The following is a 13,684-nucleotide window of genomic DNA, read 5'->3' on the forward strand; positions in this document are numbered from 1 at the left end:
GCGCGGCTCAGTCCTCGCGCCACATGTCCAGCACCATGGCGTAGACCTCGGGCTTGCTCATCTCCGGGCGCTCCTCGACCATCGCGTCGACCAACCGCCGCGCCTCGTCGCGACTCACGCCGCGGGCCTCCGCCTCGCTCAGGTACGCGCGCTCCGACGCCGAAGGCCGCCCGCCGCCGACGCCCCGTCCGGGGAGCCCGGTCCGCCACCGCTCGATCTCGGGCACCCGCTCGGGCGCCCAGCCCGGCACGCCGTCGATCTCGACGTCCGGCGCCGGGAACGGGTGCGCCGAGCCGGCGGGGTAGCGCTCGCGCCACTTGGTGACCGCCGAGCGGGACACGTCGAGATGCCCGGCAAGGCCGGACGCCCCGAGGTACCGCGCCGGTCCTCCGCGGAACAGTTCCATCGCGCCATTCTCCCCCAACGTCGTCCCTGACGGGGACAACGTTATGGCACGGTCTGAAAACATCCCGAAAAGCAAAGGACCCCCTGCGAGAGGGGGTCCTGAGCTGTCTCGACCAGACGCGCGCCCGTAGGGATTCGAACCCCAAACCTTCTGATCCGTAGTCAGATGCTCTATCCGTTGAGCTACGGGCGCATGTTCATTTGTAGTGGGCACCCACCTCGCGGCGGGAACCACTGCGGAGGCTCCGGGATTTGAACCCGGGAGGGGGCGTAACCCCCAACCGCATTAGCAGTGCGGCGCCATAGACCAGACTAGGCGAAGCCTCCCGGTAGTCCTCGCGGCCACCGGAGAAAAGACTACACAACCCTCCAACCCCCCGGCACAGGGGGGTCGGTTACGGCTCCGGGACCCGCCCGGAGCCGGTCACCGTCAGCTCCCCGCGCCCTTGCTGAACTGCACGAACGGGGTCAGGGCCGCCGGGTTCTGCAGGGCGTCGCGGCTGACCGCCCGGTCCGGGTCCGCGCCGGCGAGGATCTTCTTCACCGGCACCTCCAGCTTCTTGCCGTTCAGCGTCCGCGGGACCTCGTCCACGACGATGAAGCGGTTCGGCACGTGCCGCGGGGACAGCTGCGAGCGGAGCGCGTCCTTAAGCGCGGGCTGGACGTCAGCCAGCTCGACGCCCTCGGCGAGCACCAGGAAGCACAGCAGTTCGCCGTCCGTCTCGCCCGCACCGGAGGTGTCGATCACCAGCGAGTCGACGACCTCGTCGAAGCCCTCCACCACCCGGTAGAACTCCGCGGTGCCCATCCGGATGCCACCGCGGTTGAGGGTGGAGTCGCTGCGGCCGTAGATGACCAGGGTGCCGCGGTCGGTGATGCGCACCCAGTCACCATGCCGCCAGACGCCCGGGAACGTGTCGAAGTACGCGTCGCGCAGGCGGGAGCCGTCCGGGTCGTTCCAGAAGAACACCGGCATGGTCGGCATCGGCTTGGTGATCACCAGCTCGCCGACCTCGTCGTGCAGCTCCCGGCCGTTCTCGTCGTAGGCCGCCACGGCCGCGCCGAGCATGCGGCAGGAGATCTCGCCCAGCCACACCGGGACGTCCGGGGCCGCACCGACGAACGCCGTGCACAGGTCGGTCCCGCCGGAGACGCTGGCGATCTGCACGTCCTCGCCGACGGCGTCGGCGATCCAGCGGAAGCCGTCGGTCGTCAGCGGAGCGCCCGTGGACCCGACCGCGCGCAGCGCGGAGAGGTCGTAGTCGTCCTTCGGGCGCAGCTCGCGCTTGAGGCAGCTCTGGATGTAGGGCGCGGAGGTGCCGAAGTAGTTGATCCGGTACCGCTCGGCCAGCTCCCACAGCACGTGCAGCCCGGGATGGCCGGGGCTGCCGTCGAACAGCACGATCGTCGTGCCCGCCAGCAGACCGCCGACCAGGAAGTTCCACATCATCCAGCCGGTCGTGGTGAACCAGAAGAACCGGTCGCCCGGGCCGAGGTCGCAGTGCAGGCCGATGACCTTGAGGTGTTCGAGGACCATGCCGCCGTGACCGTGCACGATGCCCTTGGGCAGACCGGTCGTGCCGGACGAGTAGAGCACCCACAGCGGGTGGTCGAACGGCACCGCTTCGAATGCCAGCCCGGCGCCCTCGTGCCGCGCGAGCAGGTCGTCCCACCGGACCGCGCCGTCCAGCTCCGCGCCGTTGCCGAGGTAGTCGACCAGGACGGTCGCGGCCAGGCCGGGGATGGTCCCGCGCAGCTCGTCGACGGTGGACCGCACGTCGAACGACCGCCCGCCGTAGACGTAACCGTCGACCGCGATCAGCACCTTCGGCTCGATCTGCACGAACCGGTCGGCCACCGCCCGCACGCCGAAGTCCGGCGAGCACGACGACCAGGTGGCCCCGAGGCTGGCCGCGGCCAGGAACGCGACCAGCGTCTCCGGGCTGTTCGGCGCCAGCGCCGCGACCCGGTCGCCGCGCCCGACGCCCAGCTCCACCAGCCCGGCGCGAGCGGCGGCCACCCGCGCCCGCAGCTCGCCGTAGCTGATCTCCTCGGTCCGGCCGTCCTCCCGGGCGAAGATCACCGCGAGGTCGGCGTCCGCCTTGCCCGCGCCCTCGCGCAGCGCGTGCTCGGCGTAGTTCAGGGTCGCGCCGGGGAACCACTGCGCACCGGGCATGACCTCGTCGGCCAGCACCCGCCGCGGCCGGTCGCGGAAGTCGACGTCGAAGAAGTCCGCCAGGGCGCCCCAGAATCCCTCCAGGTCCGCCACCGACCACTCCCAGAGAGTCCGGTAATCGGACAGATCCCGGTTCCGTTCGGTGCGCAGCCACTCGCGGAAGGCAGCCATCCGGCTGCCCCCCACCCGCGCCGGGCTCGGCTGCCAGAGCAGTTCAGGGGCGGTGCTCGATGTCATGGATCGTTCCTAACCCACGACCGCCCCTCCCGGCCAGAGCCGACGGCCACATATCCGATTATCGGACATCCGATCAACGCAGGTGCAGGTCGAACCAGTTCCGGGTCCGCTGCCACGCCTCGCCCGCGGCCTCGGCGTCGTGGTCGAAGCGGTGGTCGTCACCGGCGAAGCAGACCACGTCGGTGGCCACCCCGGCGCCCTCGGCCGCGTCGCGGAGCTTGTCGACCTCCTCGACCGGGGTGTCCTCGTCCGCGCCGTAGAGGCCGAGCCACGGGCAGGTCAGCTCGCCCGCGATCTCGACCAGCGCGGGCAGCGCGTCCGACAGCGGGTCGAGGATGCCGGGACCGCCGACGGTCACCGCCGCGCCGACCCGCCTGCTGGCCGCGACCACCAGGGCGGCGGTGCCGCCGATGTCGAACCCGACGACGCCGTGGTGGTCCGGCCGCACGCCCTGGTCGGCCAGCCACACGAAGGCGGCGTCGGTGTCGGCCAGCACGGACTCGCCGGACAGCCGCTGGACCTGGTCGTGGACGTGCTCGGCGGGATGCTGGTCGTGGAACTCGTCGGTGCCGTCGCGGTGGTAGAGGTGCGGCGCCACGGTGAGCCAGCCCTCCTCGGCGAGCGAGGCGACCAGGTGGCGCACCCGGTCGGTGACGCCGCGGGCTTCGTGCAGGACGACCAGTCCACCGCGCACCACGTTGTCCGGCTCGGCCACGGTGAGGCGGAGTTCGGTGCCGTCGGTGAGCGCAAGCGTCTCGATCCGGGTCTGGGTCATACCGTGCAGGTAATCACGCGAGGGTGAACGTCAGTCAACGTGATCAACCAGACGTGGCAGGTGATTTTGGCCTCCACTAAGTGAACGGTGGAGGTGTGGTCGGCCATTCGCCGCAATGTGCCGCCATGGCGCGGAAAACCCGCTTCCAGCCACGGCCACGTGCGGGGACGCGCCCGTTCGAATCCGGCGGGCGCAGGACGCCTCCCCGCACCGGGAGCATCGGGTCACTCAGTTCGGCGGAATCCTCGCCGCTGTCGATTTCCACCCGATCGGCACCCGCCGCGAGCAGCCCGCGAACGGCCGGACCGGGCGGCCCGCCGTTCACATCGGACCGGCGAGTGGACGACGCACGTTTCCCCCCGCTGGTAGACGCGCTACGTTCCAGGAGCGGAACCGCAGGAGAGCAAGGAGCTCAGGAATGACCGTTCGCACCCGCGCCGACCTGGACCAGCTGCCCGCCTACGTGGCGGGCCGGACCGTTCCCGGGTCGATCAAGCTCGCAAGCAACGAGGTCTCCGGGGGCCCGTTGCCCAGCGTCGTCGAGGCGATCGGGCAGGCGGCGACCGAAGTGCACCGCTACCCCGACATGGGCACGACGAAGCTGACCGAGGCGCTTGCCTCCCGGCTGCACGTGGCCCCCGAGCGGATCGCGGTCGGCTGCGGCTCGGTGTCGCTGTGCGAGCAGCTGGTGCTGGCGACCTGCACCGCCGAGGACGAGGTCGTCTTCCCCTGGCGGTCCTTCGAGGCTTACCCGATCATCACGCGGGTCGCGGGCGCCAGGCAGGTTCCGGTGCCGCTGACCGGGGACCACGCGCTCGACCTCGACGCGATGGCCGCCGCGGTCACGCCCGCCACCCGGCTGATGTTCGTCTGCACCCCGAACAACCCGACCGGCACCCTGCTGCGGCGCGCGGAGCTGGACGCCTTCCTGGACCGGATCCCGTCGGACGTGCTGGTGGTCCTCGACGAGGCGTACTGGGAGTTCGTCACCGACCCCGACGCCCCGGACGGGGTGGAGATCGCCCGCAACCGGGACAACGTGGCGTCTATGCGCACGTTCTCCAAGGCGTACGGCCTGGCCGGGCTCCGCGTCGGCTACGCGGTCGCGCCGGAGCACGTCGCCGCTGCGCTGCGCAAGGTGTGCATCCCGTTCAGCGTCAACGCGATCGCGCAGGTCGCGGCGCTGGCCTCGCTGGAGGCCCAGGACGAGCTCAAGGCGCGGTGCGACAGCGTCGTCGCCGAGCGCGTGCGGGTGCGCGACGCGCTGCTGGAGCTCGGCTACGAGGTGCCGGAGACCCAGGCCAACTTCGTCTGGCTGCCTTTGGGCGACCGGACCCAGGCGTTCAACGAGCACTGCCTGGAGAACCGGGTCGTGGTCCGGGCCTTCGTCGGCGACGGCGCGCGGGTGACCATCGGGCTGCCCGAGGAGAACGACGCCTTCCTCGCCGCCGCGCGGACCTTCCAGCAGTAGCACCGTCCGGGCACCGGCGAGCGCGCCGGTGCCCGCCGCGCGAACGGGGACCGCATGCCCGACATCCCGAACGAGGTCACCGCCGGCTACCTGGTCGTCGGCGCGGACGGCGCGGTCGCCGCCCGGGACGAGCGCCTGCGGTTCCGGTCGGCTTCGCTGGTGAAGCTGCACATCGCCCTGGACTACCTGGAAAACCTCGGCCCCGGAAGGGAAATCCCCGCCGCCGACCGGGCTCCGCTGGAGCGGATGCTGCGCGCGAGCAACGACGACGCGGCCAGCGAGCTGTGGGAGCGGGCCGGGCAGACCGAGGTCATCGGCCGGATGGTCGACCTGATCGGCCTGCGGGACACCACTCCCCCGGACAGCGAGGGGATGTGGGGCTACACCGCCATCAGCGCCGCGGACGTCATCCGGACCTACCGGTGGATCCTGCGCGAGGCGCGCCCCAGGGTCCGCGACTTCATCATGGGCAACCTGCGCAAGCACACCCGCTGGGCCGACGACGGGTTCGACCAGTCCTTCGGGCTGCCGAGCGCGACCGGCCGTCCGGCGGCCGTGAAGCAGGGCTGGTCCGGATTCGGCCCTGCGGCCAGGAAAACCGACCGCACGTCCGATGTCGACCTCACCCGTCCCGCGATGCACACAAGCGGCGCGGTCGGCGGCACGCTCGTCGCGGTGCTGACCCTGGAACCGGAGCACACCGACTGGGAGACGGCGGCGAACCGCACGACCGAACTCACCAGGTCACTTCTCGAGCCACTGTGGACATAACTCCGCGGACAGCAGGAAGGCCCGGCCGCTGAGAGCCGGGCCTTCGTGCCTGAATGCGGTGGTGCTCAGCGAAGAGAGGGGGAGTACTTCGCCGAGCACCACCGCGAGGGTGTGACCACCGATCACAGCGGTCACGTGGAGCGCGCAGTGACCTACGCACGAACGGAATCTAGTGCCCGGTCCGGATGCGCCGCTCGACGCGACACCGCCGGATGACCGGTTCGGGTGGAAGATCGAACCGGGCGGTCGATCTTCACCCCGCAACCCTTCAGCCGGTGACCGCGGCGTGGCCTGCCACCGCCTGCGCGGCAGGTGCGGTCGGCAGCACCTGGGCGGGCTGGGTGACCTCCGGACGCTGCTCCTCCGCCGGCTTCTCGGCCTCCTCTTCCTCCTCTTCGCACTCGTGCACGCACACGGGCTGCTCGTGCTTGCTGACCTGCTTCGGGTGGTCGACGACCGGGGCGTTGGTGCACTCCGTGGACGAGGACGACAGCAGCTTGCCCACGATGCCGAGGACGGCGATGTCGTTGCCGCACGCCTGGATCGGTAGCACGCTGAGGTTGTTGTCGTTGCCCACGTTGACGCCGTCGTTGTCGGCGCTGTCCGCCACGGCCGGCATGCCGCCCGCCAGCAGGCCGGAGGCCACGGCGACGGCACCGAACAGGTAAGTCCGCTTACGCATAGGGGTGCTCTTCCTTCTGTAGACCGGTTTCTGGGTTGACGGTGCTGGGTTTTTTCTCGTTGCTCACCGCAGGAGGACCAACGTGCCGAGCGGTAACGACGTCAGCGTGCGCAGGGCGTCGTCGGGAACCCGGACACAGCCATCGCTGCTGCCCTTGCCGAAGACCGACGGGTCCGGCCAGCCGTGCAAGGCCACCGTCCCCGGGCCACCGCCGTAGGTGCTGAACGTCTCGGAATGGGTGCCGAGCGGGAGGATGACCGGGCTGAACCTGGTCACGGTCTCCGCGATGGCGGCCATGATGAAGGTCCGGCCCCGCGGGGTGGGCGATCTGGCCGCGCCCACCCCGACGGTCCAGACTCCGATCGCCCGTCCGTTCTCCCGGAGTTCCAGCCGCCGGGCGTCGACGTCGACGTCGACGACGTAGGGCGTCCTGGCCCGTTCGGTCCGCTCGGGGCCGCCGAGCCGTACCCACCCGGTCGAGCCGTTCGGCCGGGAGGGAAGCAGAATCCTCGCCCAGCCACCGCGTTCGGCGATGACCGGAACCCAGGTCGGGTTGTTCAACTGCGTCGCGGGCAGCCGTGCGAACGCCGCACCTCCCGGTGCGCCGTGCACGGACAGTTCCTGCTTGACCCGCAACACGACTCCGGACGTCTCCGCCTGGGGTTCGGCGTCGACGGGAGCCGCCGGGAGCGAGCCGAAGGTGGTGGCCTCCGGCAGCGCGGGGTCGACGCGGTCCGGCGGGGCGGCTGGCCGCACCGCGGCCTGTCCCGCCGGGAGGTCCGCGGGCTGCGGCTGGACGCCGCAGGCGGCAAGCGCCAGCCCGCCGAGGGCCGCGATCGCGGCGCGTCGGCGGAGACCGACCGAGCACGATCGAACCCCGCGAGACCTCATGGTCGACTCCTGTGATTCGGCGACGTCGTCGGCGTCCCGGAAGGAATCCGGAAAACGACCCGGAATCCGCTTCATGTGGATCGACACCGAATCGCGAAGATCAGGTGCCGGAGGGACATTAACCCCGGTGCGCGGCGGGAACGGGTTCGCCGCGATGTCGCGAGTCGGCCGACATCAGCGCCATGACCAGCGAAAACGTGCCCTCGTTACACGCGAGGACGAACATCGAATCACTCACCAGAGTGGACTATTTACTGCATGAGGGTGAGCCCGGAAACGACGAACCGGGCCGCCCGCTCCCGGGGGAGCGAGCGGCCCGGTGGGATCCGCGGGGTCAGGCGGACCAGGTCGCGGCAGTGCCGAGCGGCTGCTCGTTGCTGTCGGTCGGGGCCCACTCGATCTTGACCGTGGACAGGTCGGTGTCGGCCGGGACGTCGTAGGTGATGGTCCCGCTGCCCGGCTCGCCGCCCTTGGTCAGCATCTCGATGAAGGAGTGCTCGATGCTGGCGGGGGCCTCCTCGTAGCGGTTGCCCTTGGCGTCGACCAGGACGAACTCGTCACCGCCGATGACGCCGGCGATGCCGTTGACCAGGGTGGCCTCGGCGTCGACGAAGACGTACTTGCCCTCGGCGGGCAGGACCGCCTCGAACGGCGCCTGGTCGGTCGGGGCCTTGAGGGTGACCTTCAGCGTGGTGCCCTTCTCGGGCGCGAACTGGACGGCCTCGCCGAACTTGGCGGTCTTGCCGCCCGCGGAGTCGTCACCGGAGCCCTGCTCCGAGGTCTCACTGCTGCTGGTGCCGCCGGCGTTGTCGGCGGGCGGGGTCGCGTCGGAGTCGCTCGAACCGCCTGCGCAACCGCTCAGCCCGACCAACAGCGCGAACGCGACAGGCGCGATCAGCCTTTTCAACTTTCCTCACACAAATCCAGGGAACTCGAACGGGTGAAAGATTGCCACAGACCAATCTCGCGGACAATTCCCTAAAGCAACTGATCGCAATTCCATCAGAACTGAACCGGAGATCAGTCGGTCCGTTTTCCGCATCCCCCGGAAAGGATACGCAAGAATCCGTAACAATGGAAAGTCCGATGCAACCGGCACGGCTCTCCGCGCGTCCAACCAGCGCACCCTCGCAGTCAGCGGACGAGGAGTTTCTCCACGGCCTCGGCGGAAGCGGCGCAGCGGAATCCGGTGTCGTCGTCGCGCATGGTCTCGGCGGCGTCGTTGAACGACGACGGGGTGGCGCGCGTGAAGGGGCTCGTCCAGCCGCCGCCCTTCAGTTCGCGCCTGCCCGGAATTGATTCAGTCGAGCACCACTCCCACACGTTCCCGCACATGTCGTAAACGCCGTAAGGGCTGACGCCGCTCCGGTAGCGGTCGACGGGTGTCGTGGCGCCGATTCCGTTCTCCCGCACGTTGCATTTCGCCGGTGTGGGCCGGTCTCCCCACGGGTAGACCATTCCGCGCGTGCCCCTGGCTGCCTTCTCCCATTGCCGGCTGCTCGGAAGCGATTTCCCCGCCCACTCGGCATAGGCAGCGGCGTCCTTCCACGTCACGAAGACGACGGGATGGTTCTCCGCGAACTCATCTGTCCAATGTGGAGGTGAAGGATGTCCCGTCGCTGCGGTGAAACGTGCGTACTGCGCGTTGGTCACGGGGTGGACGTCGATGTAGAAAGCGGGCAGCCACACGGAATCGTTGTTCGGTCCGGACAGGAAGGCGCTGCCTTCCACCTTCGCCATGGGACTACCGTCGACGGGGTGCCGGCCGTGCTCCACGTGCGCGCTGCCGGGAACCGGCGAATCCCCGGTCAGATGGGCGAAACGTGCCTGCGCGTCCGGGTCGCACCGCGAGAGGCACGTGTCGAGCGCCGCCTGGTTGATCGGGCGGGGCCTGATGTTCTCCCCGCCCGCCTCCCACTTCGAGATCATCCGCTCGCTGACGCCGAGGTGGGCGGCGAACTCGCGGATGCTCATCCGCCTGGCGTCGCGAAGTGCCCGCACCTCGACGCCGGACCAGCGCTGGACCGTCGCCACCTGCCGCTCCCCATGATCGTTTCCCGGGCGAGCGTAAGCCTTACAGGGTCTCAGGCGGAATGCCCGCGTAGAGGTCGCGAAGCTCTTGCAGGACCTTGTGATCGTCGGGCCAGGTGGCGTCGTCCACGGAGGCGATCGGGCGAACACCGACGGCGGCGTTGGTCGCGAACGCGGCCTCCATCCCGGTCAGGTCGGCGGGCGTGAGCGGCTCGGTGACGACCGGCTCGTCGAGCTCCTGGTTGAGCAGCGTCATCGTGATCCCGGTGAGGTATTCCGAACGCGGCCAGACGACCCTGCCGTCCCGGACGAAGCCGACGTTCGAGGTCGCCAGCTCGGAGACCGTGCCGTCCGGGTTCAGGAAGAGCACGTCGTCGAACCCCTCGCGCTGAGCGGAGCGCCGGAGCCGGAGCGGGCCGAACAGGCCGATGTGCTTCACCGCCGGCTCGTCCCGCTGGTAGACGGCGGTCCGCAGCTTCAGCGGCGACGGCGTCTTCGACGGCGCGGCGCGCGTGGTGATCAGGACCTGCGGGTCGGCGTCCGAACCGACGGTGCCCAGGTTGAACGCCGGGTCGTAGATGGTCACCCGCACGACGATCGGCTGGGGCTGGTCCTTCAGGGCGTGCCTGACGTAGTGCCGGACGCGATCGGTGTCGAGCTCCACGTCGAAGAGCCGCAGGCAGTCGCGGGTCAGCCGCCGCATGTGCAGGGACAGACCGCGCACCTGGTCGCCCTCGACGTGCATCGACGTGAAGTGGCCGTAGTTGGTCAGGGCAAGGGCTTCGATCTGCTCCAGCGTGGCGGGGACGCCGTTCAACTCCATGGCGGTCACCCTCCCACCCCGGCGGCTTGATCTTGAAGCCGCGAGCCGCCGAAGTTCGGTGAAAGTTCGGCGGCGCGAAGTGGGAACAGGCTCCTGTCTCAGACCTGGAGCGAAACCTCGTAGACCTCCTCCGTCGGGTGTCCGGCCCGCTCGTGGATCTTCTTGATCGCGTCCGCGCTCGGAGCCTCCGAAAGGCAGAAGACGATCCCCTCTGCCGGATCGGCCCAGGCCTGTTTGAAGTTGACGTCCTCCTCCGCCTGGATCGCGAGATCCGCACGGTGGGCTTCGTCCAACTGCTCCGGGGACAGACCGGTCATGCCGCGATGTACGTCCATGAACTGAGGCATGGGTGCTCCCCTCCACGCTCTCTCCAGCGTTCCACAGCTCGTCCGTCTTCAGGCTCTTCCGGGCTTTCCTCGAACGCTCCGGTCAAAACGTGCGGCGCACACGAGCCCGGACAAGCGAAGAGCCCGGCGGGAACGCTCCTCGCCGGGCTCTGGTCGCAGCAGCGGAAGCGGCGGGATTCGAACCCGCGGTCGCTCTCGCGACGCTCGCTTTCAAGGCGAGTGCATTCGGCCGCTCTGCCACGCTTCCAACGCCGCAGGGTATCGGCTCGGACCCGCCCGCAGACAGCCGGGATGCTCAGTCGTCGAGGCCGCGGAGGTGGTCGGTCAGCCGGTCGAAGACCTTCGCCAGGACCTCCTGCTCCTCGGGTTCGAGCTGGTCGATCATGTGCTCGCGGACGCCCGCGACGTGGGTCGGGGCCGCGTCCCGGAGCCGCTGGGCGCCTTCCTCGGTCAGGATCGCGAGCACCCCCCTGCCGTCGTTCGGGCACTCCTGCCGCCGCACGAGGTCGGCCGCCTCCAGGCGCCGGATCTGGTGCGAGATGCGGCTTTTGGAGTGCGCGACGTCCGCTGCGAGCCTGCTCATGCGCATCCGCTGCCCGGGCTGCTCGGAGAGCCGCACCAGGATCTCGTAGTCGGCGATCGAAAGCCCGTGCGCCGACTGCAACTCCCGGTTGAGCCGGTGGTCCAGCAGGGCGCTGCCGACGATGTAGGCGCGCCAGGCCGCCATCTCGTGGTCGTTCAGCCAGCCGGTTCGGGCTTCGGTCACGTTTGTCACTCGTTCAGGTTACCGGTTGGCCAATGGATCGTGCAGGAAAAAACAATTCGTCAGCTAACCGTTCCGCGCAGGTACGATTGCGGCGTGTCCGGCTTACTGGATCCCGATCCGCGGCGAATGCCGCTGGGTCGGCTGGTCGCGCTCACCGGTCACCGGCTGAACAGGCGCTGGCAGCAGGCCGTCGCCGAGCACACCCCGCTGAGCCGCACCGCGCTGACGGCGCTCACCGCGCTCGCCGAGCACCACGGCCTGACCCACCGCGAGGTCGCCCAGCACTGCTGGGTCCGGCCGGCCACGCTCACCCCGGTCGTGGACGGCCTGGAGGCCGACGGGCTGCTCAGCCGCAGGCGCGACGCCAGCGACCGGCGGGCGGTCCGGCTGCACATCACCGACGCCGGCCGCGAGGCGCTGCGGCAGGCGTGGCGGGGCATCAGCTCCGAGTTCCGCGAGATCACCCCGGCGACGACCCCGGCCGAGGAGGCCGTGATCCGGCGTTACCTGCTCTCGGTCCTCAACGGACTCGACGCGAAAGAAGGTGGCAGTGGCTCCTGCGGTTGAAGTGGTCGACCTGGTCAAGCGGTATCCGAAGAGCCGGTCCAACGCCGTGGACGGGCTCAGCTTCGAGGTCGCCCCCGGCGAGATCTTCGGCCTGCTCGGCCCGAACGGCGCGGGCAAGACCACGACGGTGGGCATCCTCACGACCCGGGTGCTGCCCACCGGCGGCAGCGCGCGGGTCGGCGGGGTCGACGTCGCGGCCGATCCGGTCGCGGCCCGCCAGAAGGTCGCGGTGGTGCCGCAGCGCGTCAACCTCGACCGGTCGCTCAACGCGCGCCAGAACCTCGTCTGGCACGCCTCCTACCACGGCGTCGGCCGCTCCGAGCGGCACCGGATGGCCGACGAGCTGCTGGCGCGGATGGGCCTGGCGGACAAGGCGAAAGCCCGCGTCGACGACCTCTCCGGCGGCCAGGCGCAGCGGCTGATGATCGCCCGCGCGCTGATCCACCGGCCGGAGGTGCTGTTCCTCGACGAGCCGTCCACCGGCCTGGACCCGCAGGCCCGGCTGTTCGTCCACGACCGGATCGAGGAGCTGCGCTCGGACGGCGTGACGGTGGTGCTGACCACGCACGACATGGACGAGGCGGAGAAGCTGTCGGACCGGGTCGGCGTGGTCGACCACGGCAGGCTGCTGACCCTGGACACCCCGGAGGCGCTGATCCGGTCGCTGCCCGGCAGCGGCACCGTCGACGCCACGATCCGCCCCAACGGCTTCGACCCGGCCGCGCTGCCGCGCCTGTTATCCGATGTGGACGGTGTGGAGCGGGTGGAGCGGATCAGCCCCGAGGACGATCCCGAGCTGCGCCTGCGGCTCTACGTCGGGGCCGAACCCGCCGGGCTGCTCGGGCCGGTCGCGCAGGCGCTGCACGAGCGGCGGATCACCGTCAGCGACCTGTCGCTGGGGGCGCCGACGCTGGAGGACGTCTTCATCGAACTGACGGGGAGGGAACTGCGATGAGCTCGGTCCGCGCGTTCACCGCGGTGCTCGGCCGGGACGTGTTCGTCACCGGCCGGGAACTGCCCAGCTTCCTGGCGCAGGTGCTGGTGCAGCCGGTGGCGATGCTGTTCATCTTCGGCACCGTGCTCGGCGAGCTCGGCTACACCCAGCCCGGCTACGAGCAGATCCTGCTGCCCGGCATGATCGCGCTGAACGCGTTCCTGGTGTCGCTGCAGAACACGTCCTTCCCGCTGGTGCTGGACTTCTCGTTCTCCCGCGAGATCGAGGACCGGCTGCTCGCGCCGCTGCCGATCAGCTGGGTCGCGGTGGAGAAGATGCTGTTCGGGGCGCTGCGCGGGCTGGTGGCGGCGCTGCTGATGGTGCCGATCGGGATCGTGATGCTCGGCGCGATCAGCTGGGACCTGTCCGGGCTGCCGTTCGCGATCCTGTGCATGCTGCTCGGTTCGCTGGCCGGCGCCGCGGTGGGGCTGACCATCGGCGCGGCGGTGCCGCCCCGGCGGATCAACATCATGTTCGCGGTGATCCTGGCACCGCTGATGTTCACCGGTGCGACCCAGTTCCCGCTGCCGCAGCTGGACCAGCTCCGCTGGTTCCAGGTGGTCTGCTCGTTCAACCCGCTGACCTACCTCAGCGAGGGCATGCGCGGAGCGCTGCTGCCCGGCGTCCCGCACGTCGCGCCGTGGATCTGCGTGCTGGCGCTGGCACTGGCGACGGCGGTGTTCGGCGCGCTGGGCATCAGGTTCTTCCTCCGCCGGGCACTGGACTGATCACTTCTTCCATGCCGGCC

Annotated in this window: 15 protein-coding genes and 3 tRNA genes; 5 read left to right on the forward strand and 13 right to left on the reverse strand. The window is 70.1% G+C overall.

Annotated elements, in window-relative coordinates; translation table 11 throughout:
• Window positions 1-7: 7 nt before the first annotated feature.
• The 5 genes from ABD691_RS32065 to ABD691_RS32085 form a co-directional block, all read right to left on the reverse strand.
• Window positions 8-406 carry a hypothetical protein gene (locus ABD691_RS32065; RefSeq protein WP_344686112.1) on the reverse strand — a complete coding sequence of 133 codons (399 nt, stop codon included), beginning with the start codon at window positions 404-406 and terminating at the stop codon, window positions 8-10.
• 119 nt (window positions 407-525) lie between these two features.
• Window positions 526-598 (reverse strand) — tRNA-Arg (locus ABD691_RS32070).
• A 44-nt stretch (window positions 599-642) separates the two neighbouring features.
• Window positions 643-732: transfer RNA gene (locus tag ABD691_RS32075), tRNA-Ser, on the reverse strand.
• A gap of 103 nt (window positions 733-835) precedes the next feature.
• A complete protein-coding gene (locus tag ABD691_RS32080) occupies window positions 836-2,818 on the reverse strand; it encodes an acetoacetate--CoA ligase (RefSeq protein WP_344686113.1) in 1,983 nt (660 codons plus the stop codon).
• A 73-nt stretch (window positions 2,819-2,891) separates the two neighbouring features.
• Window positions 2,892-3,593, reverse strand: coding sequence for a dienelactone hydrolase family protein (locus tag ABD691_RS32085; protein ID WP_344686114.1), 702 nt, complete (start codon window positions 3,591-3,593; stop codon window positions 2,892-2,894).
• A 418-nt stretch (window positions 3,594-4,011) separates the two neighbouring features.
• On the opposite strand from ABD691_RS32085, the gene hisC reads away from it, so the two are divergent.
• A complete protein-coding gene (gene hisC, locus ABD691_RS32090; RefSeq protein WP_344686115.1) occupies window positions 4,012-5,064 on the forward strand; it encodes a histidinol-phosphate transaminase in 1,053 nt (350 codons plus the stop codon).
• A gap of 54 nt (window positions 5,065-5,118) precedes the next feature.
• On the forward strand, window positions 5,119-5,835 hold the full coding sequence (locus tag ABD691_RS32095; RefSeq protein ID WP_344686116.1) for a hypothetical protein: 717 nt from the start codon (window positions 5,119-5,121) through the stop codon (window positions 5,833-5,835).
• Window positions 5,836-6,103: 268 nt separating this feature from the next.
• Here the strand turns inward: ABD691_RS32095 and ABD691_RS32100 are convergent, their stop codons facing one another.
• The 8 genes from ABD691_RS32100 to ABD691_RS32135 form a co-directional block, all read right to left on the reverse strand.
• The gene (locus ABD691_RS32100) at window positions 6,104-6,517 is read right to left on the reverse strand and encodes a hypothetical protein (protein WP_344686117.1); all 414 of its coding nucleotides are present in this window, start codon (window positions 6,515-6,517) and stop codon (window positions 6,104-6,106) included.
• 63 nt (window positions 6,518-6,580) lie between these two features.
• Window positions 6,581-7,408 carry a L,D-transpeptidase family protein gene (locus ABD691_RS32105; protein WP_344686118.1) on the reverse strand — a complete coding sequence of 276 codons (828 nt, stop codon included), beginning with the start codon at window positions 7,406-7,408 and terminating at the stop codon, window positions 6,581-6,583.
• A 334-nt stretch (window positions 7,409-7,742) separates the two neighbouring features.
• Window positions 7,743-8,315, reverse strand: coding sequence for a hypothetical protein (locus ABD691_RS32110; protein ID WP_344686119.1), 573 nt, complete (start codon window positions 8,313-8,315; stop codon window positions 7,743-7,745).
• Window positions 8,316-8,542: 227 nt separating this feature from the next.
• Window positions 8,543-9,442: an SUMF1/EgtB/PvdO family nonheme iron enzyme gene (locus tag ABD691_RS32115; protein WP_344686120.1), complete on the reverse strand. Its 900-nt coding sequence runs from the start codon at window positions 9,440-9,442 to the stop codon at window positions 8,543-8,545.
• Between the two features lie 40 nt (window positions 9,443-9,482).
• The gene (locus ABD691_RS32120) at window positions 9,483-10,262 is read right to left on the reverse strand and encodes an aminotransferase class IV family protein (RefSeq protein WP_344686121.1); all 780 of its coding nucleotides are present in this window, start codon (window positions 10,260-10,262) and stop codon (window positions 9,483-9,485) included.
• A gap of 98 nt (window positions 10,263-10,360) precedes the next feature.
• Window positions 10,361-10,609 (reverse strand): SCO4226 family nickel-binding protein, encoded by a 249-nt coding sequence (locus tag ABD691_RS32125; RefSeq protein WP_344686122.1) that lies wholly within the window; start codon window positions 10,607-10,609, stop codon window positions 10,361-10,363.
• A 162-nt stretch (window positions 10,610-10,771) separates the two neighbouring features.
• Window positions 10,772-10,856, reverse strand: a tRNA-Ser gene (locus ABD691_RS32130).
• Window positions 10,857-10,904: 48 nt separating this feature from the next.
• Window positions 10,905-11,336, reverse strand: coding sequence for a MarR family winged helix-turn-helix transcriptional regulator (locus ABD691_RS32135; RefSeq protein WP_425565211.1), 432 nt, complete (start codon window positions 11,334-11,336; stop codon window positions 10,905-10,907).
• A 132-nt stretch (window positions 11,337-11,468) separates the two neighbouring features.
• Here ABD691_RS32135 and ABD691_RS32140 point away from each other — a divergent pair, with 132 nt between their 5' ends.
• From ABD691_RS32140 to ABD691_RS32150, 3 genes are read left to right on the forward strand one after another with little or no spacing between them, the layout of a single operon-like run.
• Window positions 11,469-11,942 carry a MarR family winged helix-turn-helix transcriptional regulator gene (locus ABD691_RS32140; RefSeq protein WP_344686124.1) on the forward strand — a complete coding sequence of 158 codons (474 nt, stop codon included), beginning with the start codon at window positions 11,469-11,471 and terminating at the stop codon, window positions 11,940-11,942.
• Complete coding sequence (locus ABD691_RS32145; RefSeq protein ID WP_344686125.1) at window positions 11,926-12,897, forward strand: ABC transporter ATP-binding protein; 972 nt, start codon at window positions 11,926-11,928, stop codon at window positions 12,895-12,897. The genes ABD691_RS32140 and ABD691_RS32145 overlap by 17 nt, the downstream gene beginning before the upstream one ends.
• On the forward strand, window positions 12,894-13,664 hold the full coding sequence (locus tag ABD691_RS32150; RefSeq protein WP_344686126.1) for an ABC transporter permease: 771 nt from the start codon (window positions 12,894-12,896) through the stop codon (window positions 13,662-13,664). The genes ABD691_RS32145 and ABD691_RS32150 overlap by 4 nt, the downstream gene beginning before the upstream one ends.
• Window positions 13,665-13,684 lie beyond the last annotated feature (20 nt).

This window comes from Saccharopolyspora taberi (assembly GCF_039534165.1).
GTDB classification, from domain to species: domain Bacteria; phylum Actinomycetota; class Actinomycetes; order Mycobacteriales; family Pseudonocardiaceae; genus Saccharopolyspora_D; species Saccharopolyspora_D taberi.